General features: G+C 61.0%; 26 protein-coding genes. 10 read left to right on the top strand and 16 right to left on the bottom strand.

The genetic code is table 11. From position 1 onward, the window contains the following. Positions 1 to 9 precede the first annotated feature (9 nt). On the bottom strand, positions 10 to 564 hold the full coding sequence (locus tag ACQY7U_RS16030; RefSeq protein ID WP_428646280.1) for a DUF2585 domain-containing protein: 555 nt from the start codon (positions 562 to 564) through the stop codon (positions 10 to 12). A gap of 183 nt (positions 565 to 747) precedes the next feature. Here ACQY7U_RS16030 and ACQY7U_RS16035 point away from each other — a divergent pair, with 183 nt between their 5' ends. Continuing rightward, a complete protein-coding gene (locus tag ACQY7U_RS16035; RefSeq protein WP_428646283.1) occupies positions 748 to 2349 on the top strand; it encodes a peptide chain release factor 3 in 1602 nt (533 codons plus the stop codon). Positions 2350 to 2725: 376 nt separating this feature from the next. After that, on the top strand, positions 2726 to 4069 hold the full coding sequence (locus ACQY7U_RS16040; protein WP_428646285.1) for a diguanylate cyclase domain-containing protein: 1344 nt from the start codon (positions 2726 to 2728) through the stop codon (positions 4067 to 4069). A gap of 60 nt (positions 4070 to 4129) precedes the next feature. Here ACQY7U_RS16040 and minE read toward each other — a convergent pair whose 3' ends face one another. From minE to minC, 3 genes are read right to left on the bottom strand one after another with little or no spacing between them, the layout of a single operon-like run. Next, positions 4130 to 4390, bottom strand: a complete 261-nt coding sequence (gene minE / locus ACQY7U_RS16045; RefSeq protein WP_428646288.1) for a cell division topological specificity factor MinE — start codon at positions 4388 to 4390, stop codon at positions 4130 to 4132. Then, positions 4387 to 5208, bottom strand: a complete 822-nt coding sequence (minD, locus tag ACQY7U_RS16050) for a septum site-determining protein MinD (RefSeq protein ID WP_428646291.1) — start codon at positions 5206 to 5208, stop codon at positions 4387 to 4389. Before minD ends, minE begins: the two co-directional genes overlap by 4 nt. A 54-nt stretch (positions 5209 to 5262) precedes the next feature. Next, positions 5263 to 6093, bottom strand: coding sequence for a septum site-determining protein MinC (minC, locus tag ACQY7U_RS16055; protein ID WP_428646294.1), 831 nt, complete (start codon positions 6091 to 6093; stop codon positions 5263 to 5265). Positions 6094 to 6435: 342 nt separating this feature from the next. Here minC and ACQY7U_RS16060 point away from each other — a divergent pair, with 342 nt between their 5' ends. Next, entirely contained in the window at positions 6436 to 6768 is a 333-nt protein-coding gene (locus ACQY7U_RS16060; protein ID WP_428646297.1) for a hypothetical protein, read from the top strand. Positions 6769 to 6973: 205 nt separating this feature from the next. On the opposite strand, the gene ACQY7U_RS16065 is transcribed toward ACQY7U_RS16060, so the two are convergent. The 5 genes from ACQY7U_RS16065 to ACQY7U_RS16085 all read right to left on the bottom strand — a co-directional run bounded on the left by ACQY7U_RS16065 (position 6974) and on the right by ACQY7U_RS16085 (position 11148). Further along, complete coding sequence (locus tag ACQY7U_RS16065; protein ID WP_428646300.1) at positions 6974 to 7207, bottom strand: hypothetical protein; 234 nt, start codon at positions 7205 to 7207, stop codon at positions 6974 to 6976. A gap of 242 nt (positions 7208 to 7449) precedes the next feature. Beyond that, positions 7450 to 7899 (bottom strand): MaoC family dehydratase, encoded by a 450-nt coding sequence (locus tag ACQY7U_RS16070; RefSeq protein ID WP_428646302.1) that lies wholly within the window; start codon positions 7897 to 7899, stop codon positions 7450 to 7452. A gap of 90 nt (positions 7900 to 7989) precedes the next feature. Further along, entirely contained in the window at positions 7990 to 9144 is a 1155-nt protein-coding gene (locus ACQY7U_RS16075; RefSeq protein ID WP_428646304.1) for an FAD-dependent oxidoreductase, read from the bottom strand. 12 nt (positions 9145 to 9156) lie between these two features. Further along, on the bottom strand, positions 9157 to 10392 hold the full coding sequence (locus tag ACQY7U_RS16080) for a flavin-containing monooxygenase (RefSeq protein WP_428646307.1): 1236 nt from the start codon (positions 10390 to 10392) through the stop codon (positions 9157 to 9159). 189 nt (positions 10393 to 10581) lie between these two features. Next, positions 10582 to 11148: an OsmC family protein gene (locus ACQY7U_RS16085; RefSeq protein WP_428646310.1), complete on the bottom strand. Its 567-nt coding sequence runs from the start codon at positions 11146 to 11148 to the stop codon at positions 10582 to 10584. 124 nt (positions 11149 to 11272) lie between these two features. Here ACQY7U_RS16085 and ACQY7U_RS16090 point away from each other — a divergent pair, with 124 nt between their 5' ends. Together ACQY7U_RS16090 and ACQY7U_RS16095 are read left to right on the top strand one after the other, a co-directional pair. After that, the gene (locus tag ACQY7U_RS16090) at positions 11273 to 12298 is read left to right on the top strand and encodes a GlxA family transcriptional regulator (RefSeq protein WP_428646313.1); all 1026 of its coding nucleotides are present in this window, start codon (positions 11273 to 11275) and stop codon (positions 12296 to 12298) included. A gap of 346 nt (positions 12299 to 12644) precedes the next feature. Further along, positions 12645 to 13565 (top strand): DMT family transporter, encoded by a 921-nt coding sequence (locus ACQY7U_RS16095; protein WP_428646315.1) that lies wholly within the window; start codon positions 12645 to 12647, stop codon positions 13563 to 13565. Positions 13566 to 13751: 186 nt separating this feature from the next. On the opposite strand, the gene ACQY7U_RS16100 is transcribed toward ACQY7U_RS16095, so the two are convergent. The 4 genes from ACQY7U_RS16100 to ACQY7U_RS16115 all read right to left on the bottom strand — a co-directional run bounded on the left by ACQY7U_RS16100 (position 13752) and on the right by ACQY7U_RS16115 (position 17831). Further along, entirely contained in the window at positions 13752 to 14897 is a 1146-nt protein-coding gene (locus ACQY7U_RS16100; protein ID WP_428646318.1) for an ABC transporter permease, read from the bottom strand. After that, on the bottom strand, positions 14894 to 15820 hold the full coding sequence (locus ACQY7U_RS16105; protein WP_428646320.1) for an ATP-binding cassette domain-containing protein: 927 nt from the start codon (positions 15818 to 15820) through the stop codon (positions 14894 to 14896). Before ACQY7U_RS16105 ends, ACQY7U_RS16100 begins: the two co-directional genes overlap by 4 nt. An 8-nt stretch (positions 15821 to 15828) precedes the next feature. Beyond that, positions 15829 to 16785: an HlyD family secretion protein gene (locus ACQY7U_RS16110; protein WP_428646323.1), complete on the bottom strand. Its 957-nt coding sequence runs from the start codon at positions 16783 to 16785 to the stop codon at positions 15829 to 15831. A gap of 341 nt (positions 16786 to 17126) precedes the next feature. Beyond that, positions 17127 to 17831, bottom strand: coding sequence for a ParA family protein (locus ACQY7U_RS16115; protein WP_428646326.1), 705 nt, complete (start codon positions 17829 to 17831; stop codon positions 17127 to 17129). Positions 17832 to 18215: 384 nt separating this feature from the next. On the opposite strand from ACQY7U_RS16115, the gene ACQY7U_RS16120 reads away from it, so the two are divergent. Together ACQY7U_RS16120 and ACQY7U_RS16125 are read left to right on the top strand one after the other, a co-directional pair. After that, a complete protein-coding gene (locus ACQY7U_RS16120) occupies positions 18216 to 19124 on the top strand; it encodes an alpha/beta hydrolase (protein WP_428646328.1) in 909 nt (302 codons plus the stop codon). Between the two features lie 308 nt (positions 19125 to 19432). Next, complete coding sequence (locus ACQY7U_RS16125) at positions 19433 to 20575, top strand: serine hydrolase domain-containing protein (RefSeq protein ID WP_428646330.1); 1143 nt, start codon at positions 19433 to 19435, stop codon at positions 20573 to 20575. Between the two features lie 9 nt (positions 20576 to 20584). Here the strand turns inward: ACQY7U_RS16125 and ACQY7U_RS16130 are convergent, their stop codons facing one another. After that, positions 20585 to 20863, bottom strand: coding sequence for a hypothetical protein (locus ACQY7U_RS16130; protein ID WP_428646333.1), 279 nt, complete (start codon positions 20861 to 20863; stop codon positions 20585 to 20587). A 118-nt stretch (positions 20864 to 20981) separates the two neighbouring features. Further along, entirely contained in the window at positions 20982 to 21896 is a 915-nt protein-coding gene (locus ACQY7U_RS16135; RefSeq protein ID WP_428646336.1) for a LysR family transcriptional regulator, read from the bottom strand. 85 nt (positions 21897 to 21981) lie between these two features. Here ACQY7U_RS16135 and ACQY7U_RS16140 point away from each other — a divergent pair, with 85 nt between their 5' ends. The 3 genes from ACQY7U_RS16140 (at position 21982) to ACQY7U_RS16150 (ending at position 24469) form a co-directional block, all read left to right on the top strand. Then, positions 21982 to 22122, top strand: a complete 141-nt coding sequence (locus tag ACQY7U_RS16140) for a hypothetical protein (protein ID WP_428646338.1) — start codon at positions 21982 to 21984, stop codon at positions 22120 to 22122. A 155-nt stretch (positions 22123 to 22277) separates the two neighbouring features. Further along, a complete protein-coding gene (locus ACQY7U_RS16145; RefSeq protein ID WP_428646341.1) occupies positions 22278 to 22952 on the top strand; it encodes a class I SAM-dependent methyltransferase in 675 nt (224 codons plus the stop codon). A 338-nt stretch (positions 22953 to 23290) separates the two neighbouring features. Continuing rightward, positions 23291 to 24469 carry an MFS transporter gene (locus ACQY7U_RS16150; protein ID WP_428646344.1) on the top strand — a complete coding sequence of 393 codons (1179 nt, stop codon included), beginning with the start codon at positions 23291 to 23293 and terminating at the stop codon, positions 24467 to 24469. A gap of 4 nt (positions 24470 to 24473) precedes the next feature. Here ACQY7U_RS16150 and ACQY7U_RS16155 read toward each other — a convergent pair whose 3' ends face one another. Then, positions 24474 to 25397, bottom strand: coding sequence for a LysR substrate-binding domain-containing protein (locus tag ACQY7U_RS16155; protein WP_428646346.1), 924 nt, complete (start codon positions 25395 to 25397; stop codon positions 24474 to 24476). Positions 25398 to 25484 lie beyond the last annotated feature (87 nt).

The raw sequence follows: 25484 nt of genomic DNA on the forward strand, positions 1-25484 counted from the left end.
AGCTCACTGTCATCCACCTTGCCAGACTTTTATCGCCTCGACCGGGTACATCAGCATGAGCACGTTCAGCGTGAGATTGTCCCGGATCACGTAAAGCGCCAGCAGCTCGAAGAAGATGCCGGTGAGCACCGTCACCCAGACGGGCATGCGCCAGGCGAACAGGAAACCGGTGAGCATCCACATGATATCGGCGACGGAGTTGAGCACGCTGTCGCCGGTATAGCCGACGGCAATCGTTGCCTCGCGGTAGCGGTCGATGATCAGCGGGCTGTTCTCCAAAATTTCCCAGGCCGCCTCTATGAAAATCGCTCCAAGCGCCCGCTCGCCCACCGGCGTGCGCGGGAACAGCAGCCACAGCAGCAGATAGAACAGGAACCCGTGGATCACGTGTGAGGGCGTGTACCAGTCCGCGATATGCTGCGAACTGCCGGAAAGGTCACTCGCCGGTGTCCAGAAGCGCACATAGCCGCAATCGCAGATCGGGATACGTCCCATGGCGAGCAGAATGACGGCCGTGGCCACGATCATGAGGAGCCCGGTGATCAGGCATTTGCGGAAACTCAAGGGGATCTCCTCGGAGGGACAAGGGGAGGAACGCGAATCTGTACTGGAAATTCTACCTGATTCTCTCTATGACCATGCGCCAACGAAACATCTATCCATCCGGCCCCGAACGAGAGTGGTTGCGACCCGGGTTTTCCCGATGCGTTTGCGCGGCCCCGCCGGATCCTTGATCAGGAGTTCTTCATGACGAGCCTCAACGGCGCGGCGCCTTACCAAGCCCGGCGGACCTTTGCGATCATTTCCCACCCGGACGCCGGCAAGACGACGCTGACGGAAAAGCTGCTGCTGTCGGGTGGCGCCATCCGGGCGGCCGGGCAGGTGCGTGCCCGCGGCGAGCGCCGCCGTGCCCGTTCCGACTGGATGAAGATCGAGCAGGAACGCGGCATCTCCGTCTCGTCCTCCGTCATGACCTTCGAGCGCAAGGGCATCATCTACAATCTGCTCGACACGCCCGGTCACGAGGACTTCTCCGAAGACACCTACCGCACGCTGACGGCCGTCGACGCGGCCATCATGGTGATCGACGCCGCCAAGGGTATCGAAACCCAGACCCGCAAGCTCTTCGAGGTCTGCCGCCTGCGCGACATTCCGATCATCACCTTCGTCAACAAGATCGACCGCGAAGGCCGCCACGCGCTGGAAATCCTGGACGAGGTTCAGGAAGCCCTGGCGCTGGACGTTTCCCCGCAGACCTGGCCGGTCGGAATGGGGTCCGATTTCTTCGGCGTCTATGACTGGCGGAAGAAGAAGTTCCACACCTCCGACGGCGAGCGCGGCGGTGCCTATACCCAGACCAGGGAGGTCTCCGGCCTCGACGACGAAGTCCTGACCGGTACCGTCTTTGACCGGATCATGGACGAACTGACCGAAAACGTGGAACTGGGCTCGGAAGGCTATGCCGAATTCGACAGGGAGAGTTTCCTGGAAGGTCACCTGACGCCGGTTTTCTTTGGCTCGGCCCTGCGCGACTACGGCATCGAGGAAGTGCTTGATTTCATCGCCGACTTCGCGCCCGCGCCCCACTCCCAGCCGGCCACCGGCGGGCGCACCATCATGCCGGAAGAGGACAAGGTCACCGGCTTTGTCTTCAAGGTTCAGGCGAACATGGATCCCAAGCACCGCGACCGCATTGCCTTCGTGCGCCTGTGCTCGGGCACCTTCAAGCGCGGCATGAAGCTGAAACACGTGCGCGCGGGCAAGACGATCGCCGTCTCCGCGCCGATCTTCTTTTTCGCCGAGGAGCGCGAGATCGCCGATCTCGCTTATCCGGGCGACGTCATCGGCGTGCCCAACCACGGCCAGCTCCGTGTCGGCGACACGCTTACCGAAGGCGAGAACATCCACGTCACCGGCCTGCCGGCTTTCGCCCCGGAAATCCTGCGCCGCGTGCGTCTCTCCGACACCATGCGCGTCAAGCAGATGCGCCAGGGTCTTCAGGATCTGGCGGAGGAAGGCCTCGTGCAGATCTTCAAGCCGGATCTCGGCTCCAACTGGATCGTCGGCGTTGTCGGCGCCCTGCAGCTTGACGTCGTGGTCGACCGGCTGAAGGCCGAATACGGCACCGAGATAGGTTTCGAGGCCGTGCCCTACACCACCGCCCGCTGGATCGAGACCGACAGCCAGACCCTGCAGAAGATGCTGGAAGGCCACCGCATGTCGATTGCCAACGACCGCGACGACAAGCCGGTGTTCCTCTTCAAGAACGCCTGGGAAATCGGCCATGTCACCGAGAAATTTCCGGATGTGACCTTCCGCGAGACGCGCGAGATCGTCTACGAGGCTTGAGGAAGGGCAAGACCAGATGCGGGCGACAGGACCTCTTCTGACGGGGGAGGCTGCTCGCTCTCAAGTCTGTTTGAAGATGTTCCGTGCGCTTGACTGCGAAATCAACATGTTGTTTTCGCAGTGGAAATCCTTCTGGATTTGTTTTGATTAAATATTTCTTTTACATAAGAAGCTGCTTTTTATTGGCGTGCTGGAAACGGGAGGTCCAATACAATAGAATTGCGCTGTGAACTCGGAAAAGAGCGTAACAGTGCCAGCACCTGAGGATCCTGCGGGATTTGAAGCGCCAGTGGAATATCAGCGCGCGCAAGCCGTGGAAATCCGGCGTCTTTCGAAACCGTTTTGGGCAACCGTCATGATCGGGGCGGTGAGTCTGATGGCGTTCGTCACCTTTCTGGCGCAGTCACTCGACCGGAACTCGATCAAGTCTTCCGAACGCATTTTCAGGTCGATGATGGGTGACCGCGCACAGCATCTTGCCGACATCACCCTCGAGTACGGCTATTGGGACATTGCGGTCGAGCATCTTGTCTACAAGCTGAACATGCAATGGGTGAACGAGACCTTCGTCGATTACATGCGTGACGAACTCCAGATCGACGGCGTGCACGTTCTGGACGGAAACAACACTCCCAAGCTTCACGTTGTTGACGGCGCCCTGGCGAACGCCGACTTGCTTGCGCGTTACGGGCCGTCCGTCATGGACCTGATCGGGAAGGCCCGGGCTACGGCGAAGGACGAGGCACCGGTCCCCGCGACGGGCCTGATAGGCAGCCTGGAGGGGCTATTTCTCGCCAGCGCCGCGCTCATGACCACCTATAACGAAAACAATGACGACAAAAGCACGGACCACGTGCTCTTGTTCGCGCAGCCGATCAACAAGGACGTGCTTGCGGCGATGAGCGAGAGATACGGGCTTTCGAAGCTCTATCTGTCCCCGGTCAAGCCCTCCTTCCGCCAGGCGGGGGCCGCCATTGAAACACCCGGCGGCAACGTCATCGGTCATTTCGTCTGGTACCCCGGGTTGGAGGGATCAAGGCTTCTTCCCTACCTCATGATTGGCGTGCTGGTTGTCTATGTGAGCATGTTTCTGGCCGCCCGGCTGTTCTTCCGCAGGGCGACCGTCGTTGTGCGGGCCCTGGAAGACGCAAAATGGGAAGCTGAGAAAGCCCGGGAACAGCTTGCCGACCTGGCGCGCAAGGATCCTTTGACGGGCCTTGGAAACCGGCGTTTCCTGGACGAAACCCTGACCCGGCTGCAGTCTCCCGGTGACCGCGCCGGCAAATACGCCCTGCTGTACATCGACCTCGACCGGTTCAAGGAAATCAACGACACCTTCGGGCACGAGACCGGCGATGTGGTGCTGCAGCACGTCGCTGACTCCCTGCGCGCACTTGTCGATCCGGAGGACAGCATTTTCCGGCTGGGCGGCGACGAGTTCGCCGTCGTCTTCGCAAATCCGAAGCGGGAACGTGTCCTGAGTTCAGGACGGGCCATCGTCGAGCATTTCAGCAAGCCGCTGCAGTTGAACGACGCGGTCTGTCAGTATGGGGCAAGTGTCGGGATCGCCTTTTCCGCCGACATCCCGGACCTGATGCGTCAGGCCGACATCGCCCTTTACGCGGCCAAGCGGCAGGGCAGGGGCAGGATGGCCGTCTATTCCTCCGAGCTGCTCGAATTCCGGGAAGCTTCGGAAGAACCGGTTGTCCGTCGGGGCTGACGGAAGAAAAACAAAAACCGGCCGCATCGGGCCGGTTTTCGCAACTCCGTTTCTGTAACCTTACGACGCCTTTGCCGCCGGCAACTCGATGTCGATGCCGAGCGTCGTCACGTCTCCGGTGCGGTCCATTTCGAGGCGGACCGAGTCCGGGTCGATCTCGACCCGTTTGGCGACGACGGCCAGGATATCTTCCCTGAGGCTTGAAATCAGCATGGCGTCGGAGCCGTCGTCGGCCCGTTCGTGGGCCAGGAGAATTTGCAGCCGGTTCTTGGCAACCGAGGCACTCTCACCTCTTTTGCCAAAGAGGCTCAGGATGTTCATGCGGCCCTCCCCTTGAAGAACTTGCCGAACAGGCTCTTCTTCTCTTCGGGAATGGTGACCGGGATGTTTTCTCCGAGCAGCCGCCGGGTGGCTTCCGTGTAGGCCTTGGCTGCCGGCGAATTCTCGTCCGCCAGGGTGATCGGCAGGCCGACGTTCGAGGCCTTCAGCACGTCCTTGCTTTCCGGAACGACGCCGATCAGCGGCACGGACAGGATGTCGACCACATCGTCGGTTGCCAGCATGTCGCCGGACTTCGCCCGCTCCGTGTCGTAGCGGGTGATCATCAGGTGCTTGGGCATGCGCCCGCCTTCTTCGGCCACTTTCGTCTTGGCGTCCAGAAGGCCGATGATCCGGTCGCAGTCGCGCACGGAGGAGACTTCCGGGTTGGAAACGATGATGGCTTCATCGGCATGGCGCATGGCAAGCGTGGCGCCGCGTTCGATGCCTGCCGGGCTGTCGCAGATCACATAGTCGAAATACATGCGCAGCTCTTCGATGACCCGGGCAACGCCGTCTTCCGTCAGCGCGTCCTTGTCCCGTGTCTGGGAGGCGGGCAGCAGATAGAGGTTGTTGAGCTTCTTGTCGCGCACCAGGGCCTGCTTGATGGAGGCTTCGCCGCGCACCACGTTGACCAGGTCGAACACGACGCGCCGTTCCGCACCCATGATCAGGTCGAGGTTTCTGAGGCCGACGTCGAAATCGACGGCGCAAACCTGATATCCTTCTTTGGCAAGCGCCGAGGCTATGGCGGCGCTTGTGGTGGTCTTGCCCACCCCGCCCTTGCCCGACGTAACCACGACGACTGTCGCGTTGCTCATGGTGTTCGTCCTGTTTTAGTTGCAGGTTCCTTCCGCCGAGGGGAGGAGCCGTGGTTAACTCAGTTGTTCAAAGACCAGCGTCTCGTTTTCGAAGCGGATCTGCGCCGGTGAATTGCGCAGGGTTCCATCGAAATCGTCCGCGACCTTGTAGAGCCCGTTGATGGAAACCAGTTCCGCATCGAGCTTGGAGCAGAAAATGCGGGCGCTGTCCTTGCCGGCGACCCCGGCAAGCGCCCGTCCGCGCAAGGCTCCGTAGATGTGAATGGACCCGCCGGCGATGATCTCGGCGCCGGAGCTGACAGAGCCGATGACCGTCACATCGCCGTCCGGGTGCAGAATGCTCTGGCCGGACCGCACCGGCTCCGTAATGACAATGGACGACCCATTGGGCACGCTGGCCGGGCCCGGGAGGAGCGTTTCGGCTTCCGGTTCCGGCCGGGCGGCTTTCCTGCGGGAGGCGGCCTTTGCGTCAGGGCCGGTCTTCTCCTGCTTTGCCTGTTCCCCTTTCGCCGGTTCGTCAGCTGCTGACGCGGCGGCTTTGGCCTTGTCCGTTCCGTTAGCTACCGGCTTCGTGGCAGGTTCGGGAACATCCACGTCGGATGTCAGCCGGCCACCGGAAAAGCTCGGCGGCATGCCGGGTTTCAGCCGGGAACCGGCGACGCCGTCGATGCCCATGACCCGGATCGATCGCTGGCCCAGGCCATGAAGAAGTTCTTCCAGATCATCAATCGGGATGTTCCTGCCGCGCACGTCCAGAATGATAGGCCGGTCAATGAAAAATCCGGGAGAGCGGGCGATGATGCGGTCGATTTCCTGAAACCAGTCCGCATAAGGCGTTTCCGGGGTCAGAACGATTGCAATGAAGGATTTTCCCTTGAACTTCATCAAAGAGTCCGGCGGCGCAAAAGAGGTCGGTTGATTTGGTCGGATAAACCTATCATTAACCGAACGGCACAATCGGGCAGCCGACCGTTTTCCACCGATATCAATATTTATGTGATTTTTCAGATAATTGGCTGTTCCACGGAGCCTTGCCGGCAAATCTGCCGGCCCGAACTTGCCAGAATTGCCGAGTCAAGCGGCGGGAATCGCGGGAGGCTCATCCCTGGTTTTCCTTTGCCGGTGCAGGAGTTAACCAAATCCGCGTTACAGGCTGGATTTTTGCCATATTGCAGTGCAATATGTTTGTTCGGGAATGAGGGGCGCAAATGCGTTCTGGGGAAATAAATGAGTAATTTCAGCGATATGATGGATTACATCGGCCTCAGTTCGGGCGAGGCCGCTGCTGCATTGAATGTGCCGGAAGAAGAAATACTTCGCTGGTGCAGCACAAGCGACTCCCCACCCATCCAGATCTGGCAGGGGCTGGTGCGCATGCTGGACGATATCCGCCGGTCGGCGGAAGAGGCTGCAAAATCGGCCGATCTCGACCATCTGGAGGCCTCCGATCTCAACCGGATCACCTTGAGCGTACCGGGTGAAACCGCCACGGAATTCGCCGGCCCCAACCGGGCGGCCAAGGCCCTGGCTCTAGCAACGTTGGCGCGGGTGTTTGTCTGAGATACGGATCAGGTGATCGGGGCAGTGTTTTGAGCGGTGTCATCGAACTCGCGTCTTTTCACCTTTCCGATCAAAAGCGAAGCAGCCGCCGAAGAGGAACACGTTTTCGTCAGGCGCTTGGAAGTAAGCCTCGCTTCAAGTTGCTGTCGTAGCTCCGCCGACCGTGTCAACACGGCCGACGGGAGCCGAAAATTCCTGTTTTGGGTTATTTCTGATCGAAGCTGCGCGCATTTCCATTGGCAACGCCGCCATTCTGTCCCCAACCGCCGTTGAAGCCACTTGCCGCATTTGCAGGAGACCCACCCGTTCCATTGGACACCGAGGCTGCAGGTCCGGTACGGCCTTTGCCGTCGCCCTGACCCTGGTCGGAACTTGCAAGTGCAGCCGTAGATGCAGCTGCGAACACGATGGCGGCAATTACCGGGACAACTTTTTGCATTCTGTAGATCCTCCGCGTTTGTTGACGTCATTGTTACGGAGGGTCCGTTGAAGTGGATCACATCTTTTTTGAGGATCAGGCACGTCAGGGGCGGATGCAGCCGAAATCCGGATTGACCTCCAAGGCGGCCATTCGGCCAGGCGAGTGCCCGGTTGCGTGGAAGCGGCGCCCGGAGCAAACCGGGGACGGGTCTCGGGTGAAAACACTCCACCCATGTCAGCCCCGCCCCAGGTGCGTGTGCTTCACTTAAGCGGCATCGTGTATGTGGTCGCGGTGCCCTCCACGCAGATATCTCCGGCCCCGTCCGTCACCGAGACGTTCAGTACGCAGATCGGCTTGTCAGTGCGCCGGCTGACGATCTCGACACGGCCGGTGATCGTCTCGCCCACGCCTACGGCCTTCCGGAAGTTGAGGTTTGTGTTGAGAAACACGGTTCCAGGTCCCGGCAGGTCTTCGGCGACGCAGGCATTCAGGATGCCCGTTGTGACACCTCCCTGTACGATCAGCTTTCCGAAGGGTGTTCTCCGGGCCAGCGCCTCGTCGTAGTGAACCGGATTGCGGTCGCCGGTCATTTCGGTGAAGGCATGGATATCCTCCATTCGCGTCGTGCGGACGCGCGTCGCCACGGCACCGGTTTCCGGGCACCCTTTTACAACGCCTTCCCATCCGTCAATCTCTGTCTCAATGCTCATGGTTCCAACTCTCCTCTGGTTTGGGTCTGGTCCGGATTTTTCGATCGGCCGGGCCGGCACCGATGACGCGGAATCCGCCCCTCATTCCTGTTAGGCGGCAACGCGAAGCTCGGCGGGGTCGGACAATTCCGCACTCTCTGCATTGATGATGGCGCTCAGCCGCTGGTGGTGCAGTTTCAACGTCTCGAGGGACCAGTCGAGCGCGCCGATTTTTGTCGTCAACTGCAGGAACTCGAATCCGTGAGCATTGCGCTGCCTGACATAGGCCCTGAGGCCCGCGCCGCTCAGAACGGCGCCGGACAGCCGGTGTGCGTCGAGCAGGGCATCCGAGATGCCGTGTGCCGTGGCCGGGTCCTTGAAGTAGCCCGCGTCGCCGACCAGCGCCCAGCCAGCGCCCGCACCCGCCCTGATATGACCCGGAGCGCCGCCAAACCGTATCAGACGTTGAGCTGCGCCGGCCGAAGCCAGTTGCTCAGCGACGTCGGGATCTGTGGCAGCGATGGCCGCGACCAGCCCGGATCCGGCGTCGTCACCAAACCGTACCCGGAAATCGGCAGGAGGACAGGAGGCGAAAACGCAGTGGAGACCGTCGTTGGTCGGGATGAGCCCTGTCTGAAGCGAGGGAGAGAACATCCAGCGGTAGCCCTCGTTCGGTATGTCCGCGAAATACCCGTAGATCGTCGCTGCACCTCTGGGCGTCGCCTTCAGTACCGGCGCCTTGACCGCGCCGGCCACCCTGGAAACACGCCCGTCCGCGCCAACCAGCAAACGGCAACGCGCGGAGTAGGCGTGACCGTTGGGATCACACAGGACAACGCCCGACACCTGACCGTCAGCTCCTGTGGTAACGCCTTCGAACCTTGTCGACAGTCGTACTTCGGCACCAGCGGCGACCGCCGCGTCAACCAGCATCGGATCCAGAAGCCAGCGGCGCGGAGAAATCAGTCCAGGCAATGACCCGACGGGCTTCAGCGGTATCGAAATGCGCTCGCGGTCGTAGTGGAACGTAGTGTTCGTGACCACCGCAGTGCCGGCTTCGACGAGTTTTTCGGCAAGGCCCCAGCGTTCGAGCAAGGCCACGGCAGGCCGCATCAGAGCATGGGTTGACAGGGTGTCACCGATCCGCGCCGCGCTGTCGACAAGAAGTACGCGCGCTCCGCCTTTGGCAAGCAGCATGGCGGTGGCCGCACCCGCCACCCGGGCGCCGATGATAATCGCGTCGTATGTTTCATGGGGGGCATACATGGGCGTGCTCCTTTACGCGGCAATGGTTCGATCAATGTCCCGGGACATCAGGCAGGCAAGAGCCGCCGCATCCTGCTGCGCCCCGTCGATGTGAACGGAACGCGCCGTGCGAAGGTATGGCAGGCCCATCACATAGAGGCCGGGCGCGACGAAGCCGCCCTGGTGCCGGATACGTCCCTTGCGGTCGAAAACCGGCATCCGGACGAATTGGTGATCCGGCGTGAAACCTGTTGCCCACACCACGGTCTTCACCGTGTTGAGGTCGAGCGTCAGGCGAGGCTCCGCTGGGAGCCGCGTCGGCGCAAATCGCTGTGTTGGTGCGACAAGGTCCTCGAAGCCATGATCGCGCACCCATTGGTCAATCCGGTTCAGCAAGCGGTTCATCTTGAGATCTGCCGCAGCGGCGACATGCGGGAGACCGCCCGAAAAGAGTGCCGAGCCGTCACGGACATCAGCCAGGCGGCCGACGACTTCGACGCCCAGATCCTGCAGGGAATTCAGATCGAGGCACTCACGGTCCGGCGATCCGATCAGTGGCAGGGACGGGGTACGGCGAACGCGCTCAAGGTCGTCGACGTCCGTGAAAGGCTCGTCGAAAACGCCGATGAGGTGCATCCACATCAGAATGTCGGCGTCACGATAGACCCGCGGAAGCCTTCCGTGGTTGCCGGCCGCAATCGTCACGTTCCGGCCGGAAAGGGCCAGTTCCCGCGCGATCTGCAACCCCGACGCTGAAGCGCCGACGACAAGGGCGTCTCCCGGGGGCAGTTCGGCCGGTCCGCGATAATCGATGGGTGACACCTGAGCGGCATGCGCGGGGATCTCCGCCGCGAAAGACGGAATGCGCGGGATGGCGCAGGCACCGGTCGCGATAACGGCGGACCTGCTGCAGATCGGACCGTTGCTGGTTTCGGCCCTGAAGCCCCGGCTGTCCCGCGTCAGACTGTGCACTTTCGTGTGCCCCAGAAGAGGCGGATCATGGCGCTCGACCCAATCACCGATTGCATCGGCAAAACCGCGCGCGGTCATGTAGTCATCTGGATCGCCGCGGGCAAAGCGCTGGCCGGGCAGGAGGTTCATCCAGTTCGGTGTCAGCAGCGTCAGCGACGGCCACCTGCGGGTCCGCCAGCTTTCACCGGCCTGGCCCGCGTCGAGCACGATATGGTCGATCGAGCGGCGCGTCAGTTCATGGCTCATGGCAAGGCCGCATTGGCCAGCGCCAACAATCAGTGTCGTTGTCGATCTCATGTCGTGCCTCAAGAGTTACGGATTGAAAATCGGGCGATCGCTTCTCGGGTGGTCTTGCCCGGGTTCGGGTCGAGGCGAAGGGGAACCGCCCGAACCTGGCAGGTCGCATGGCATGACGCGGCGTTGGTCTCAGTCCGGGTTGCCGTCGTCATGGTCCATGCCCTTGTCAAAGGTCCGGGCTTGGGGCCGTCATACGACGGCCACCTTCACGTTTCCGGGGTTGGTGACGATGTCGAAGACGGCCGAGCGTTTCTGGCTCTGTGCGACGACGGCCGCGATTTCTTCTTCGCTCGCATCGGCATCAATCTCGAAATTGACACGGATGGTCCTGAAGCCGTTGCGGACATCGGCGTCGATGCCGAGGATTCCGTAAAGGCTCATGTCACCTTCAACGGTGGCCTTGACCGAACGCAGCTGGATGCCGCGGTTCTGTGCCACCGAGGCGACACCGGCGGTCAGGCAGCTCGCCAGTGCCGAGAGAACCATTTCAACCGGCGTTGCGCCGAAGTCTGACGCTGCGAACTCGGCCGGATGATCGGCCTCGAAGACGAAAGGCTGCTTGTGGGCCTTTTCCTCTCCCAGTCCGAAAAAACCCTCGACGGTGGACCGGCTGTGTACGCCGCCCATCCATTCGCAGCTTGCGCGCCAGGTGAATTCAGCCGCGGCGGGCATTTCGCTCAGCGCTTCCCGGGCCTCCAGAAGGGCTTCTACGTTGACGCCATTATCAACGGTTTTCAGATTTGCGGATACGTTCATCTTTCTCTCCATTGCAGGGTTTCGTGCCCGCCTGTTGGGGGCGGTGATTAAGTGATAAGGTTTGGCGGGAGCTTCGATCAGCTCGAAACGTGAGAGAAACGATCCGTTTGTGCCAAAAAATGTGATGAGTGAGCCGACAGAACCGCTTCTGATCCACATTCTTTGCCTGCCCGAGAGTGCCGGCTCGGCGCTTTATGGGATGGTCGATGTCCTGTCAGCGACCGGAATACTCTGGAGGGAACTCACCGGGACCGGGCAGCTTCCCGCAATGATAATGACGAAGCTGATTTCGAGGAGCAGGGATCCGTTCACCTGCGCGAACCGGATACCGGTCACACCGGAATGCACATTTGGCGAAGTGCCTTCGCCCGGGATCGTTATCGTTCCAGAACTCTGGCTTTCCCCGGATGATGCGGTGGCAGATCGTTATGACGATGTTAAGCGGTGGCTGCGGAACAGCCACGATGGCGGAGCGATTATCTATTCGGCGTGCTCGGGGTCGGTTCTGCTAGCTGCCTCGGGGTTGCTCGACGGCAGGAACGCAACGTCCCATTGGGGCTATGAAGACCTCTTCCGCCGCCATTTCCCGGCCGTCCGGTTCAATCCGGCTCCCGCGCTTTGCATTGGCGACACATCCGGGCGGATCGTTACCGCCGGCGGCACAACATCCTGGCACGACCTGGCCATTCACATCATATCGCGGCATGTCAGTCCGGGCGAGGCATTGCGTATCGCCCAGGTCTACCTGATGAAGTGGCATGCCGAGGGGCAACTGCCCTATGCCGCGCTGGTCAAGCGGCTTCCCCATGCCGACGGGGTCGTGCGCAGGGCAGAGGATTGGCTGGCTGACAATTTTCGCGATCCCGATCCGGTCGCCGGCGTCGTCGCGTTCTGCCAAATACCCGACCGAAGCTTGAAACGGCGGTTTCGCGCGGCGACGGGTACGACACTCATAAACTATGCTCAGAACCTGAGAATCGAAGCCGCAAAGCGGCTACTTGAAGAAAGCAGGCTCGCGATTGACGAAATCGCGGTCGATGTTGGATACGAAAACGTGGCCTTCTTTCGAAGGCTTTTCAAACGCAGCACCGGACTTTCGCCCGGTGAATACCGGCGGATGTTCCAGCCCCTGTTATCTGCCGCGAACTAGCGGATAGTTTCGACTTTCGCGATGGTCCGCTTCTGGTGAAGTTACGGCATGGGTGTTCTGCCGAAGGACATGCTGTTGCGCGCAGCGGGAAATTGAAATGTGCAGCAGGTCTCGGGATACAGCCGCCCCAATGCTTTGTGGAAACGAATGCGTCAGTAGCTGATAAATCCCTCACGCAGACTTCCTCTTCTTGAACTCTCTAGCGATTCAGTGATGATCTGGTCTGACAGTGGGGTACCCATTGATTTCTCTTCTTCGTTCGGCTGACGACTAAAACGTCGCGCCTGCACCTGCTTCGCCAGCCCTGTCCGCAAGCGGGTTCACCCAAAATGAAAAGGCTCTGCCCATGTCAGCAACGCTCAAGGGTCTGGTCATTGCGCTTGTCGCGTTTGCCCTGTTTTCCAGCCACGATGCCATCATCAAGCATCTGGGCGGCTCCTATCCGGTGTTCCAGATCATCTTCTTTTCGATGCTCTTTGCCTATGTACCGACGTCGATCATGATGCTGGCGGACAAGGCGGTCGACAATTTCCGGCCGCATCACCCCTTTCTGGTGATCCTGCGCTCCTGCCTCTCCATTGTGGCCATGTCCTGCGGCTTCTATGCCTTCACGGTGCTGCCGCTCGCGGAGGTCTACGCGCTTCTCTTCGCGATGCCGCTGCTCATCACCGCGTTGAGCGTGCCCTTGCTCGGCGAAACGGTAAGGGCACAGCGCTGGGCCGCCGTTGTCGTCGGTCTGGTCGGCGTTCTAATCGTTTTACGTCCGGGCGTGACGGATCTTTCTCTCGGCCATCTGGCCGCCCTGACGGCGGCCTTCTCCAACGCGCTCTCCACCATCCTTGTGCGCAAGCTCGGCGGCAAGGAGCGGCCTGCCGTGCTCATCCTTTATCCGATGACACTGGTCATGATCGCCATGTCGATGACACTGCCGTTCGTCTATGTGCCGGTCGAACTGCCCGATCTCGGGGCTCTGGCTGCCATCGGCTTCCTCTCGGTGATCGCGCAGCTCTGCACGATCTTTGCCTACCGGGCCGCGCCCGCCGCCGTGGTTGCGCCGCTGCAATACAGCCAGATCCTCTGGGCGACCTTCTTCGGGGTGCTGTTTTTCGCCGAAACGCCGGATTTCTACGTTGGCCTCGGTTCCTCGGTCATCATCGCCTCGGGCATTTTCGTCGTCTGGCGCGAGAGCCGCGAGAATGTCTCGGCCAGGACGCCTGTCCTGAAAACCGCCAACCCGCGCTTCGACACCGGCCCGCAGCCGAGGTAGCGATCGGATGGGGGGAGCTCGGCTCAGTTGGTTTTCAGGGCTGCCATAATATGGAGCCTCATCCTGAGGAGGGCCGTCAGGCCCGTCTCGAAGGATGGGCCACTTGCTCGCGAGTATGCAGCCCATCCTTCGAGACGCGAGCAAGCGCGCTCCTCAGGATGAGGTCGTAGGGTGAGGCCGGACCGGTCAGTCCAGCCGTTTCTTGAACCGGAAGGCGGCGACAATCATGCCGATCGCGAAGAAGGAGCACATCCAGATGACGTCCTTCTGCAGATCCATCAGCCCGGCATCGCGCAGCACGAAGCCCCGGATCATGCGCATGAAGTGGGTGGCGGGAAAAGCCTCGGCGATATATTGCGCCACCAGCGGCATGCCCTCGTAGGGGAACATGAAGCCGGACAGCAGGATCGAGGGCAGCAGCACGAAGACCGTCATCTGGAAAGCCTGCAGCTGGCTCTTGGCGATGGTCGACATGACCAGCCCCAGCGACAGGCTGGCGCCGATGAACAGCAGCGTACCGGCAAAAAGGTCGAGCGGCTTGTCGCCGAAGGGGACATTGAACAGGACCTTGCCGAGGCCCAGAATGATGGACGTCTGGATCAACCCGATGAAGATATAGGGAATGATCTTGCCGATCATCAGTTCGATCGGCCGGACCGGCGTGTTGATCAGCATCTCCATGTTGCCGCGCTCGCGTTCGCGCACGATGGCGGCGGATGTGAACATGATCATCGTCATCGTGAGAATGATGCCTGCTAGGCCCGGCACGATGTTGATCGCCGTGCGCTGCTCGGGGTTGAAGAACAGCGCCACCTCGAAGGTCGGCGTCGAGCGGTTGGGCGCCTGGTTGAAAAGCTCGTTGAGAGGCATGGCGCGCAGGGACTTGATCGCCCCGGCGATCATTGTGTCCGAGCCGTCGGCGATCCATTGCGCGACCGGGCGGCTGGTCTCCTCGTCGGTGGAAGGTGGTGTTCCGAGCCCGGCCGCGGGCGAGCGGGCGAGGCGCTGGGACAGGTCGTTCGGCAGGATGAAGGCGGCGCGCACTCTGGCGGACTTGATCGCGCTCTCGGCTTCCTCGACGCTTGCCAGCCGTTCGGTTACCTTCACGACGCGCGTTGCCTCGACCATCTGGATGAGGATGCGGCTGAGGCCGGTCTGGCTCTGGTCGACCACGGCGACCGGAATGTCGCGGATGTTGGTGTTGATGGCATAGCCGAACAGGATCAGCTGGATCAGCGGGATCATGATGACCATGCCGAAAGTGATCCGGTCCCTGCGCAACTGGGCGACTTCCTTGTTGAGAATGGCGGCGATCCGGGCGAGCGGTCTCATTGGCGGCCTTCTCCCGTTGCGGTGACAAAGACGTCTTCCAGGTTGGGCCGGACCTTTTCGATCAGGCTGGCGCCCTGCGTTTCGGGCTTGGCCTTCAGAAAGGCTTCCGGGTCGGAAATCTCGTCCCGGACGAGCACACGCAGGCGGGCGCCGAGCTGGGCTGCGGTAATGATGCCGTCGGCACCGAGCAGGTGGCGGCGGATGTCGCGCAGGTTCGGTCCCTCGATCTCCACCACATTGGCACCCATGCTGGCCATAAGGTCCTTCGGGGCACCGTCGGCACGTTTCTGGCCGGCCTCCAGGATCGCGATCTTGTGGCAGCGTTCGGCCTCGTCCATGAAATGGGTGGTGACCACGATGGAAGTGCCGCCGTCGACAAGGTCGAAAAGCTGTTCCCAGAAATGCCGCCGCGATTCCGGGTCGACGGCCGAGGTCGGTTCGTCCAGGAACAGGAGTTGAGGCTCGTGCAGAACGGCAGTGGCAAGGGCAAGGCGCTGGCGCTGGCCGCCGCTCATCTTGCCCGCGAACCGGTTCCTGAGGTCCGTCAGCTCATAGCGTTCCATGACCTCGCCGATCCGCTGTCGGCGTTTCTTGCCGCTCAGTCCATAGATCGTTGCCATGAAGTTGAGGTTCTCCCAGACCGTCAGATCGCCATAAAGCGAAAAGGTCTGCGTCATGTAGCCGATCCGGTATTTCAGGGTTTCGGCGTCCTTGGGAATGGAAAGGCCGAGTACCTCCACCGTGCCTTCGGTCGGCGTCAGAAGTCCGGTCAGCATGCGCATGGCCGTGGTCTTGCCGCAGCCGTTGGGTCCCAGGAAGCCGTAGATCATGCCGCGTTCAATCGTAAGGTCCAGGCCGTCGACGGCCCGCAAGTCCTTGAATTTCTTGACCAGGCCTTCCGCCCTGACGACGATGTCGGTCATGGTTGCGCTCACGGCAGCGCAACCTGGGCCGGAACGCCGTTGGGCAATTCGGCCGCGCTGTCGGGTAGCTGAACCTCGGCGACATACATCAACCGGGCCCGTTCCGTCTGGTTGAGCGCGTAATAGGGGGTGAAGGAGGGTTCGGAGCTGATCCAGCGCACGGTCCCCTCGATCGGCTTGTCGAGCCCGTCGACATGCACTTCCAGCTTGGCGCCCTGCTTGATCCTGACCCTGTGCGGCTCCGGAACATAGACCCGGGCATAGGGGGCTGCGCCCGCCAGCAGGACCGCGACCGGGCTTCCTGCTGTCACCCGTTCGCCGAGGTTCCACGGCAGATTGTCGAGCATGCCGTCCCGCGAGGCGGTTATCGTCAGGTCGGCGAGGATCTTCTGCTGGGTCTGAAGGCTGGCTTCTGCCGCCGCCAGTTCCGCCCTGGCGATGTCGAGGTCTTCCTCGCGGGTGCCGGCGACGAGTTCGTTCAGCTGCTCTTCAAGGCTTTTCAGGGTGGCGTCGGCGGCATCGCGGGCGGCACGGGCGCTGTCGAGCTGGGCCTGGCTGGTGGTGCCGCGCCCCGTCAGGTCGCTGTAACGTTTGAAGCTGGCCGCCGCGTCCGCAAGCGATGCCTTCGCCCCGGCGACATCCGCGCGTGCCTTGGCGATTTCCTCTTTCCTTGCGCCGTTCTTCAGCTTTTCCAGATTGGCCTTGGCCTTCTGCACTTCCGCGCGCGCCTGGTTGACGATGGCCTGTTGTTCCGAGGGGTCGAGTTGCGCCAGCACGGTACCTTTCTTGACGAATGTGCCTTGGGCAACCGGCAGGTCGATCAGCACTTCATTCGCCGTCGCTGTCAGGGCAACTCGGTCTCTTTCCAGCGAACCAAGCGCGACATTGCCGTCTTCGCCGTAACAGCCTGCAAGCAGCAGGCAGACGGACCCGGCCACGGTGGAGCGCAAAAGAGAAGAAAACATGTAGCCCTCCCGGGAGAACAAGCAGGCAAGCTGCCAATGTGAATCATTCTAACTTTACCGTGCTTTGCATGAAAGAGCCATGGCACAAAAGAAAAACCGGGCGTAGCGCCCGGGTCCAGATAGCTGAAAATGGACCTGTTTCATCGAGCCGTCCCGGCCGGGCGAAGCGTGAGCCGGGACCTGAAGTCCATGAACTCCTGTTTCATTTGGGGGGGGCGGCTTTTGGCTCAAAGATCGCGGATCTTCGCAGCGCTGCGTCCGGGAAGGCACCATGGGGAGGCGTCACTGTGACCGGGCAGTGCGCCCGGTAATATCCGTGGAATTCAACGAAGCGGGTGCCGTCAGCTTGCCCGCTTGAAGACGTTGTACCAGCGTTTCTTCGGAACCGTGATGGCACGCTCCAGGAGCTCGGCCGCATAGAGCGAGGCGTTCTCCCGCGCCTTGGCGACGCCGCTTACCATGCCGGGGTCGAGGTCGGCGAGGCCGCCGCCGAATTCGAAGAGGTCACGGAAGGCGGCGCGTTCGACGATCGGCGTCATCAAGACATCGATGTTCTGGGCGCACAGGAAGTCCTGGACGGCCTTCATGGCGCGGGTGGTGACGGCCGCATTGGTGCGCGTCAGGACCACGCAATGCTTGATGTCGTGTCGGACGATCTTCTCAAGCTTCTTGATCAGCGTCAGGATCTTCGCGCCGCCGCGCGCATCCATGGAGGAACCCTGGATCGGCACGACCACGAGGTCTGAAACAGACAGCGCGTTTGCCACGATCAGGTTTTCGGTTCCCTCCAGGTCGACGATGACATAGTCGGAGGTCTCTGCCGCGTAGGTGATCTGTTCCGTGATGGAGGCCGGCGAGAATTCGCTGATCACCGAAATACCCGGACAGCGCCGCGGCAGTTCGAACCATCTGGAGATCCACTTTTGCGGATCTGCATCGAAGATGGTCACGCGTTTTCCCCGTGCTGCGACTTCTGTCGCCAGCAGCAGGGCGGCCGTGGTCTTCCCGGCTCCACCCTTGGCATTCGCGAAGGAAATGACTGGCATCTCGGTTCTCCTGAACTTGCCGTGCATCGTCTTTCGATTGAGCCCTTTCCGGGTCTATCTGTCTGGCAGTCTTGGTTTTTTATGGTTACCAAATCCTTAAATTCGCAATTTGCACGAGAGTTATTCAGAGACTGTTAGGGATTGTGGATAAAGGGCGCTCGATGACTTGGTACAATTTACGGGGGTATGTGAAGGGGCGTGGTTATGCTGGTTGCCGGATCGCGATTTTCTTTTGAAAGGTTGCCCGGCCGCAATGGACTGCTTCTCCCGGCACATGTGCAAGGAAAGCCTCCATTTTCGATCCTGTCTGATTGCATGGCGCCAGACCGCCGCGTAGGTTAGGCGTGATTTGAACACGTGATTTGCCTGAACGAAGGACGTTCCATGCCTTTCCGCCCCTTGACCGCCCGGCCCGCCCGCATGATCTGCGCAATGCTGCTCGGCGCTGCCGTTGCCTTCGCGGGACTGACGGGAACCGCGGGGGCGGATGCGCTGAAACCCTACAAGGACAGGCTGTTCCGCTACAAGAAGGTCACCGAAACCCTTTATGACGGCGATTTCCTCGTCGTCGAATATTCCAAGCAGCGGGACCTGCGCGACCGGGACGAGGTCGACGAGCACAAGGTCTTCGGCAACTATGTGTCCTACAAGCCCAAGCGCGGCCGGGGCAGTGCCGAGCTGAAGGTGGGCGGCCGGACCGTGGAATACATGGGCACCGGCAAATGGAAGGGCGGGGCGAGGGCCATCGTGCTTTATGTCCACGGCCAGGGCGGCAACCGCTTCCAGGGCATGAACGATGTTTCCTTCGGCGGAAATTTCAACCGGGTGCAGAACCTGATGGTCCGCAATGGCGGGGCTTACCTGACGGTGGACATCAACAATTTCGACGGCCGGGGAACCGCCGATGTCGCCGCGCTGCTGCGTTATCAGAAGCAGCTGTCGCCGCGTGCCAAGATCGTGGTCGCCTGCGGCTCCATGGGCGGCATTATCTGCTGGAACCTCTTGAAGAACGGCAAGTATGCCGGCCTCCTGAACGGCGTCCTGCTGCTCGGCTCGCCCAAGGATCCGGGATTTCTCTCCTCCGGCGCGCTCTCCCGCAATGTGCCCATCTACATGGGGCAGGGCACGCTCGACCGGGTCTACGATTGGGAGGACCAGGCGAATTTCTTCAAGCAGATCAAGTCCGCCGCCCCCAATTATCCGATCAAGTTCACGCTCTTCGACACCGGCACCCACGGCACCCCGATCCGCATGACCGACTGGCGGCTGGTGCTGAACTGGATGCTGCGGTGAGCGGACCTGGTGTCCGGTTTGGCTCCTAGGAGCTGATTTATCGAGTGAACGAAACAGTGCATCTTGTCATCCCTGCGAAGGCAGGATCAAGTAACCATATGAAATAGTGTAATTTTTCAGTCGCCAGCCACAATGCGTACTGGGTCCCGGTCTTGCCGCTTACGCAACAAACCGGGACGACAATTTGGAGAAACCTGTCCAGGGAACCATTTCAACAGGGACCGAATTTCGCTCCATTTCATCCGGTCCCAAACCTCGCCATATTCTCCTGCATCCTTTTCAGATGATTTGAAGCACGGAGTTTTTTCTTGAGGGTTTTAGCAATTTCAGGACTTGCGGCAGGCGCCCTTGGCGCCGGACTGGCCGTTGCCTATGCCACCGGCGTGATGCAGTTGGTCTGGTCAGGCTATCCGCCCGCCGTATGGCCTGCCTCCGGGGCCTATGAAATCGTTGAAGGTGCCGCGCCGCCAGTCGAAAAAGCCACTCCATCAGGCGTTCTGAACCCACGCGGACAGGAGCTTTTCAACCGTTCGGGAAGCAGGGCGCTGCTGGCGGCGAGATCAGGCGAAACCGAACTGGCGATCTATGCGGACGGCTACGGGGCGGATACCCGCTTCAATTCCTTTTCCCTCGTCAAGAGCCTTGTCGGCGTGCTGGTGCTGAAAGCGCAGTCCGACGGCAAGATAAAATCCCTCGACGATCCGCTCGGCACCTATCTGCCGGATTTGGGCCCGGACAGTTTGCGGCGCGTGACCATCCGCGCGTTTCTGGAAATGCGCAGTGGCCTCGACTTCGAGCCGGACGGTTCGGCCAAGGAGGACAAGCTCGCCGCGATCAATCCCTTCGGCAATCTGGCGAAGCTGCATGGCGGTGGCCTATCAGCGGTCGAAGACAGGCTTGAGGTGGTGCCGGAAAGCCGGGGCGAGTTCGCTTATCAGAACGTCAACACGGCCATTCTCGGGCGGTTGCTTTCAACGCTTTACGGGAAGCCTCTTCGTGAGATCCTGTCGGAAGAGATCTGGCGCCCGTCCGGTGCGGCGGATGCCTTCTGGCTGCGCCATGAGGACGGAACGGAAGTTCCGGCCTATTGCTGCCTCTTCGCAACGCCCGAGGACTGGATTCGGGTCGGCGGCTATCTGATGCGGAACGGAAGCCCGGCAGATCCGTTTCTGCGGCCTGATCTGTGGCAGGACTTTTTCGGCAAGGCGCACGGCCGCAGGGAACTGGCCAAGGGCGTCTACGGTCTCCACGTGCGCCACGACATCCTCGACCGTCAGGGCGAGGTCTTGCAGGGACCGTTCACCTACATGATGGGGCAGGGAGGGCAGGTTGTTTACATGATGCCGGAAAAGGACCTCGTGGTCGTTCGCTTCGGGGAAGAGCACGCGCTTCTGCATTCAACGCTCTATGCGCTGTGGAACTCCTTTCCCGATGCAACGGACCAGAACTGAGTTTCCGCGTCAGTGGCCGTAGACCGGGGCAATCACCGGGTCGAGCGTCTCATACTGTTCCAGCAGGAAATGCACGTCATGCTCATCTAGCCCGGCAAGGTCGAGGATGTTCGGCTGTTTGACGCCGAGAACGTCGACGACCTCGTCCGGATCAAGGCCAAGTTCATATGCCTGATGCAGGTAGAGAAACAGGCCCGACTTGAGCTGCTCCCGGTGACCTCTGGCCTCCGCGAGTGAACTGGCCGTGTTCTGGATCAGCGTTTCAACCGTATCTGTCTTGCCGCTCATGCCGAAGTCTTCCCTCTCGGATACGGAAAGGAAACGAGGCCGATTATAATACCAGATTGGATCTTCACCAACTGGCAAGCTTGCCATGTCTTTGAGGGGCACACGGATTCAAGTGGGATCAGTAGCGCCTGGCTCCTGCCGGTGCAGCTTTCAGAAGTCCTTCGGCCAGATGATCGAACACGGTCCGGATCCTGCGGCTGGTGTGCAGTTCCCTGTGGGTGACCAGCCAGATCGGGAAATGGATCGGTTCCACGTCCTCAAATGCCGGCATGACATCCGGGCAGCGTGCGGCGATTTCATCGGCCATGATACACAGGCCAAGGCCCTGGCGGACATATTCCCAGGCAACGACGCCGTTCGGGCAGCTCAGCCTGATGTTGGCCTCGCTCACTTCCAGCCCGAAGAGGCGCAGGTAACCGACGAGCTCCTGGTTGTTGTCGAAACCGATGAAGTCCATGGACGCAGCGTCCTTCCGGGTCAGTGGCTTCCCGGTTTTTTCCAGAAACGAACGCGCGGCGAATATCCGCGCCGGGGCATTTCTGATCTTCCGGGCATAAAGGTCCGGGTGGTCCGGTTCCACATGCCGGATCGCGATATCGGCCTCGCGCCGGCGCAGGTCGCTCAGGCTGTTGGTGCAAAGGGTCTTGATTTCGACGCCCGGAGCCTTGCCGCGCAGGTCCCGCAATATGTCGGGCAGGACATACGCGGCCATCAGGTCCGTGGTCGAGATCGTCACAAGCCCTTCCACCTGCTGCGACTGGCCGGAAGCGGCGAGCGAGACCCGGCTGGCGGCATCGCCCATGGCGCGCACATGTTCGGCAAGTTCAATGCCCGCGTCGGTCAGGATCAGACTTTTGGCGACCCGTTCGAACAGGGTCACGCCAAGCGCCTCCTCCAGCGCGGCAACCTGACGGCTGAGCGTCGGCTGTGTCAGCCCCAGCGCGCGGGCCGCAGCGGAGAGGGAGCCTTCCTCGGCGGTGACAAGAAAGGCACGGGCCTGGTTCCAGTCGAATGTGATGCTCTGCCAGTTCATGCAAATATGTATATCAACTAGGCGAATTTCGGCAATTCATATTCATTTATTAAGTAGGTAATAATTCCGGAGAAAGGAGACGCCGATGAACCCATCGTCAGTGATGATCCAGTTGGCAAACATCGTTCTTTCGGTTTTGGAGTTCCTTGCTTCGCCCACGGGAGGTCGCGACATCGGCCGCGATATCCTGGAGCGGATCGGCCTGCGTAGCGGCCGGAGGAAGTAAGAGCGTCCGAAACAGCCGGAGTGGCGGGGTATTCGGGGCGGGCCTCGAAGCCGGAGCTTTTCCGATGGCCGGACCGGTTTATCCGCCGGCAGGTATCAGCGTCCGGAAAGGGACGCGTGATACGGTCTCAGCTTGAAGATGGAAAACAAGAATTCATGGCTACAACCTTGACCAACGACACGGCCTTTTCGGCGCGGTTCTGGGACAAGACCGCGAAAAAATATGCAGCTTCTCCGATCAGGAACCAGGAGGCCTACGAAAAGACACTGGAACGCACGATCGAAAATCTCGGACCGGAAGATCAGGTCCTGGAACTTGGCTGCGGCACGGGATCTACGGCTCTGCTGCTGAATGGGAAGGTCAAATCCTATCTGGCAACCGATTTCGCACCGGGCATGATCTCCATCGCCAAGGAGAAACTGGCCGCGGAAGAAGCCGAGGGCAAGACGCACGAGGGGCTGGGTTTCCTGGCCGCTGATGCCTTTGACGACCGTGTCCGGCTGAGCAGTGCAGAGGCCGACGGCTACGACGCAATCCTTGCGTTCAACTTCTTTCACCTTGTCGAGAATCCGGAAGAGCTTCTGGCCCGTGTGCGCGGTCTGCTGAAGCCCGGTGGGCTCTACATTTCCAAGACGGTTTGCCTGAAGAAACGCGCCTGGTTGTTCGGTCCGCTTATCAAGGTGATGCAGCTTTTCGGCAAGGCTCCTCATGTGAACATGCTCTCGTTTCATTCGCTTGAGCAGTCGATCCGCGATGCCGGCTTTGAAATCATCGAGACAGGCACCTATCCGGCCCCTTACAGCCGGTTTGTGGTCGCCCGGAAGGTCTAGGAGGGCAGGCGCTGAAAGAGCGGATCGGCTTTCTTCAGACCGGTCAAATGAAAACCCGGTCTCATCCTGAAAAGGGCGGCAAGGCCTGTCTCGAAGGATGTGCCGCTTGCACATGAGCTTGCAGCCCATCCTTCGAGACAGCGCTAACGCGCTTCGCCGGGATGAGGTGTCTTGGGGGGATGCGCGCTCGTTGAAGCCGCTTGAGGCGAGGTCGGATTTGTCCAGTCGGGTAGATGGTATTAAATCGATTTAAGTGACGGTCTTGAGCCGCTTGTGGGATGAGGACGGGAGTGTTAGGAGTAAGGCTCCCGCCGATTGCCTTCTCCCGAAAGCAGACCATGCTTGTCCGCGACCGCGCCTTTTTCGCGTCCCTGTTTCTGACAGTTCTGGCCGACCAGATCCTTCTGTTCCTGGTGCCGCTGGTCATTTTCCAGATCACTGGCGACGTCGCCTGGTCGGGGCTTGCCTTCTTCTTCGAGACCCTGCCGCGCTATCTCACCTTTCCGGCCGCCGGTATCTTGTGCGACCGCTTCCCCCCGATCCGGCTGTTGCGTATCAGCCGCATTCTGAGGGCCGCCGCCTGTCTGGTGGGCATCACAGGGCAGATGGTCTTTGGCGGGGTCTGGTGGCTTATCGGCCTGTCGGCCGTCGTCGGCATTCTGACGACGCAGGGCATGCTTGCCCTGGAACTGCTGCTGGTGCGCGCCTTTGCGGATCAGCGTTTCGAGAAGGTTGCCAGCTACGGCCAGCTTGCCGCCCAGATGGGAGTTGTGCTGGGACCGCTGGTGGCCGCCTACCTGATGGCAGTCTGGCCCTGGGAAGCCGTCGTGGTTGTCGCAACGGCCCTGTTCGTTCTGGCGGACGGCGCCTTCCTGCTGTGGCCCGGGAAGACGCGCATGACGGCATCACCTCCTGCAGCGGAGAGCCGTCACCCGCTCGCCGATCTCAAACACGCTTTGGGTCTGGTCTGGCGTTTGCCGGGCCTGATGCAGGCGATCCTGCAGGCGGCCGGCGTCAACCTCGTCATCGGGGCAACGCTTGCAACAGCCGCGGCCATGATGACCGGCTATTTTTCCCAAAGCGAGCAGGCCTACGCCTGGCTGCAGGTGGGTGGCGCCCTGGCAACGCTTGGAGTCTTGACCCTGACGGCGCATGTGCACCTTGGCCTCAACACGCTCGGCCGGACCGCCTACGCGCTCATCTGTTTCGGTGCGGTTCTGACCGGGCTTGGTGCGCATCCTCTGGTTTATGCGGCGGGCTTCCTGCTGATTGCCGGCTTCGACAAGATGTTCAACATCTACGTGCGCACCCTGCGCAAGGAGATCATCCCGGCGGCGGACTTCGGCAAGACTACCGGGGTGATCATCTGCCTTAACAACCTTTCCCAGCCGCTTGCCGGTCTTGTCGTGGCGGCTTTCGCAGCCGGCGACGACGCGCGCACGGTTCTTCTGGGGCTCGCCGTTGCAATGGCACTTCTGGGCGGCTGGACTTTCCGGCGGCCGGTCTGTTCCACCTGACCTCTCAGGATGCGCCGTGCGGTAAAACTTTTTGCGGGATCTCCTGCGCCGAGGTTCGCACGATTTCGGCGATTTCCTTCAACTGGTTCGCCAGCGGGTTTGTCTTGCGCCAGACCATGCCGATGGTCCGCACGGGTTCCGGAGGCTCGAAGCGGGAAATGGCGACCGGCGCGGAACGGGTTTCCACCGGAACGGCCATTTCCGGGATAAGCGTGACCCCCATGCCCGCACTCACCATCTGAACCAGCGTCGACAGCGAGCTGGCGTCCAGGACTTCGCGCGGCGGGCCGGACTGAAGATTGCAGAAGGCGAGCGCCTGATCGCGGAAGCAGTGGCCTTCCTCCAGCAGCAGCAGGCGCATTTCCCTTAAACTGTCGGCGCTCGGCAGGGGAGCATTCGCCTCCTGCGCCGATCGCACCAGCACGAAGTGCTCTTCAAAGAGCGGTATTTCGGCCAGGGACCCTTCCGAAACGGGCAGGGCGACGATGGCCGTGTCGAGGCGGCCGTCCTCCAGCTCCCGGATCAGGTTCGGCGTCACGGTCTCGCGCACGTGAATGTCCAGTTCCGGATAGCGGGCGGTCAAACCGCCGATCACCTGCGGCAGCAGGTAGGGCGCGATGGTCGGAATGACGCCGATGCGCATCCGCCCGACGAGCCTGTCCCGGGAGGCGCGGGCGAGATCGCCGAGTTCGTCCGTGGCCCTCAGGATCTCCCGCGCACGCTCCACCGCCACTTCACCAAAATGTGTCAGGCGGATCTGCCGCGCGCTGCGGTCGAAGAGGGCAGCCCCCAGAACGTCCTCCATTTCCCTGATCTGCATGGAAAGCGCAGGCTGGGAAATGGCGCAAGCCTCCGCCGCCTTGCCGAAATGACCGTGCCGGGCCAGCGCCTCGAAATAGCGGAGCTGTTTGAGCGTGATGTTGATCATAAGATCAACTTATCAAAACAATCAGAAAATACAACTTCAACTGATGGAATGCCTTTGCTAGCGTGAGACTAGGAAAGGCAGGAACGA

It is taken from the genome of Roseibium sp. (assembly GCF_050301095.1).
Classification (GTDB): Bacteria; Pseudomonadota; Alphaproteobacteria; order Rhizobiales; family Stappiaceae; genus Roseibium.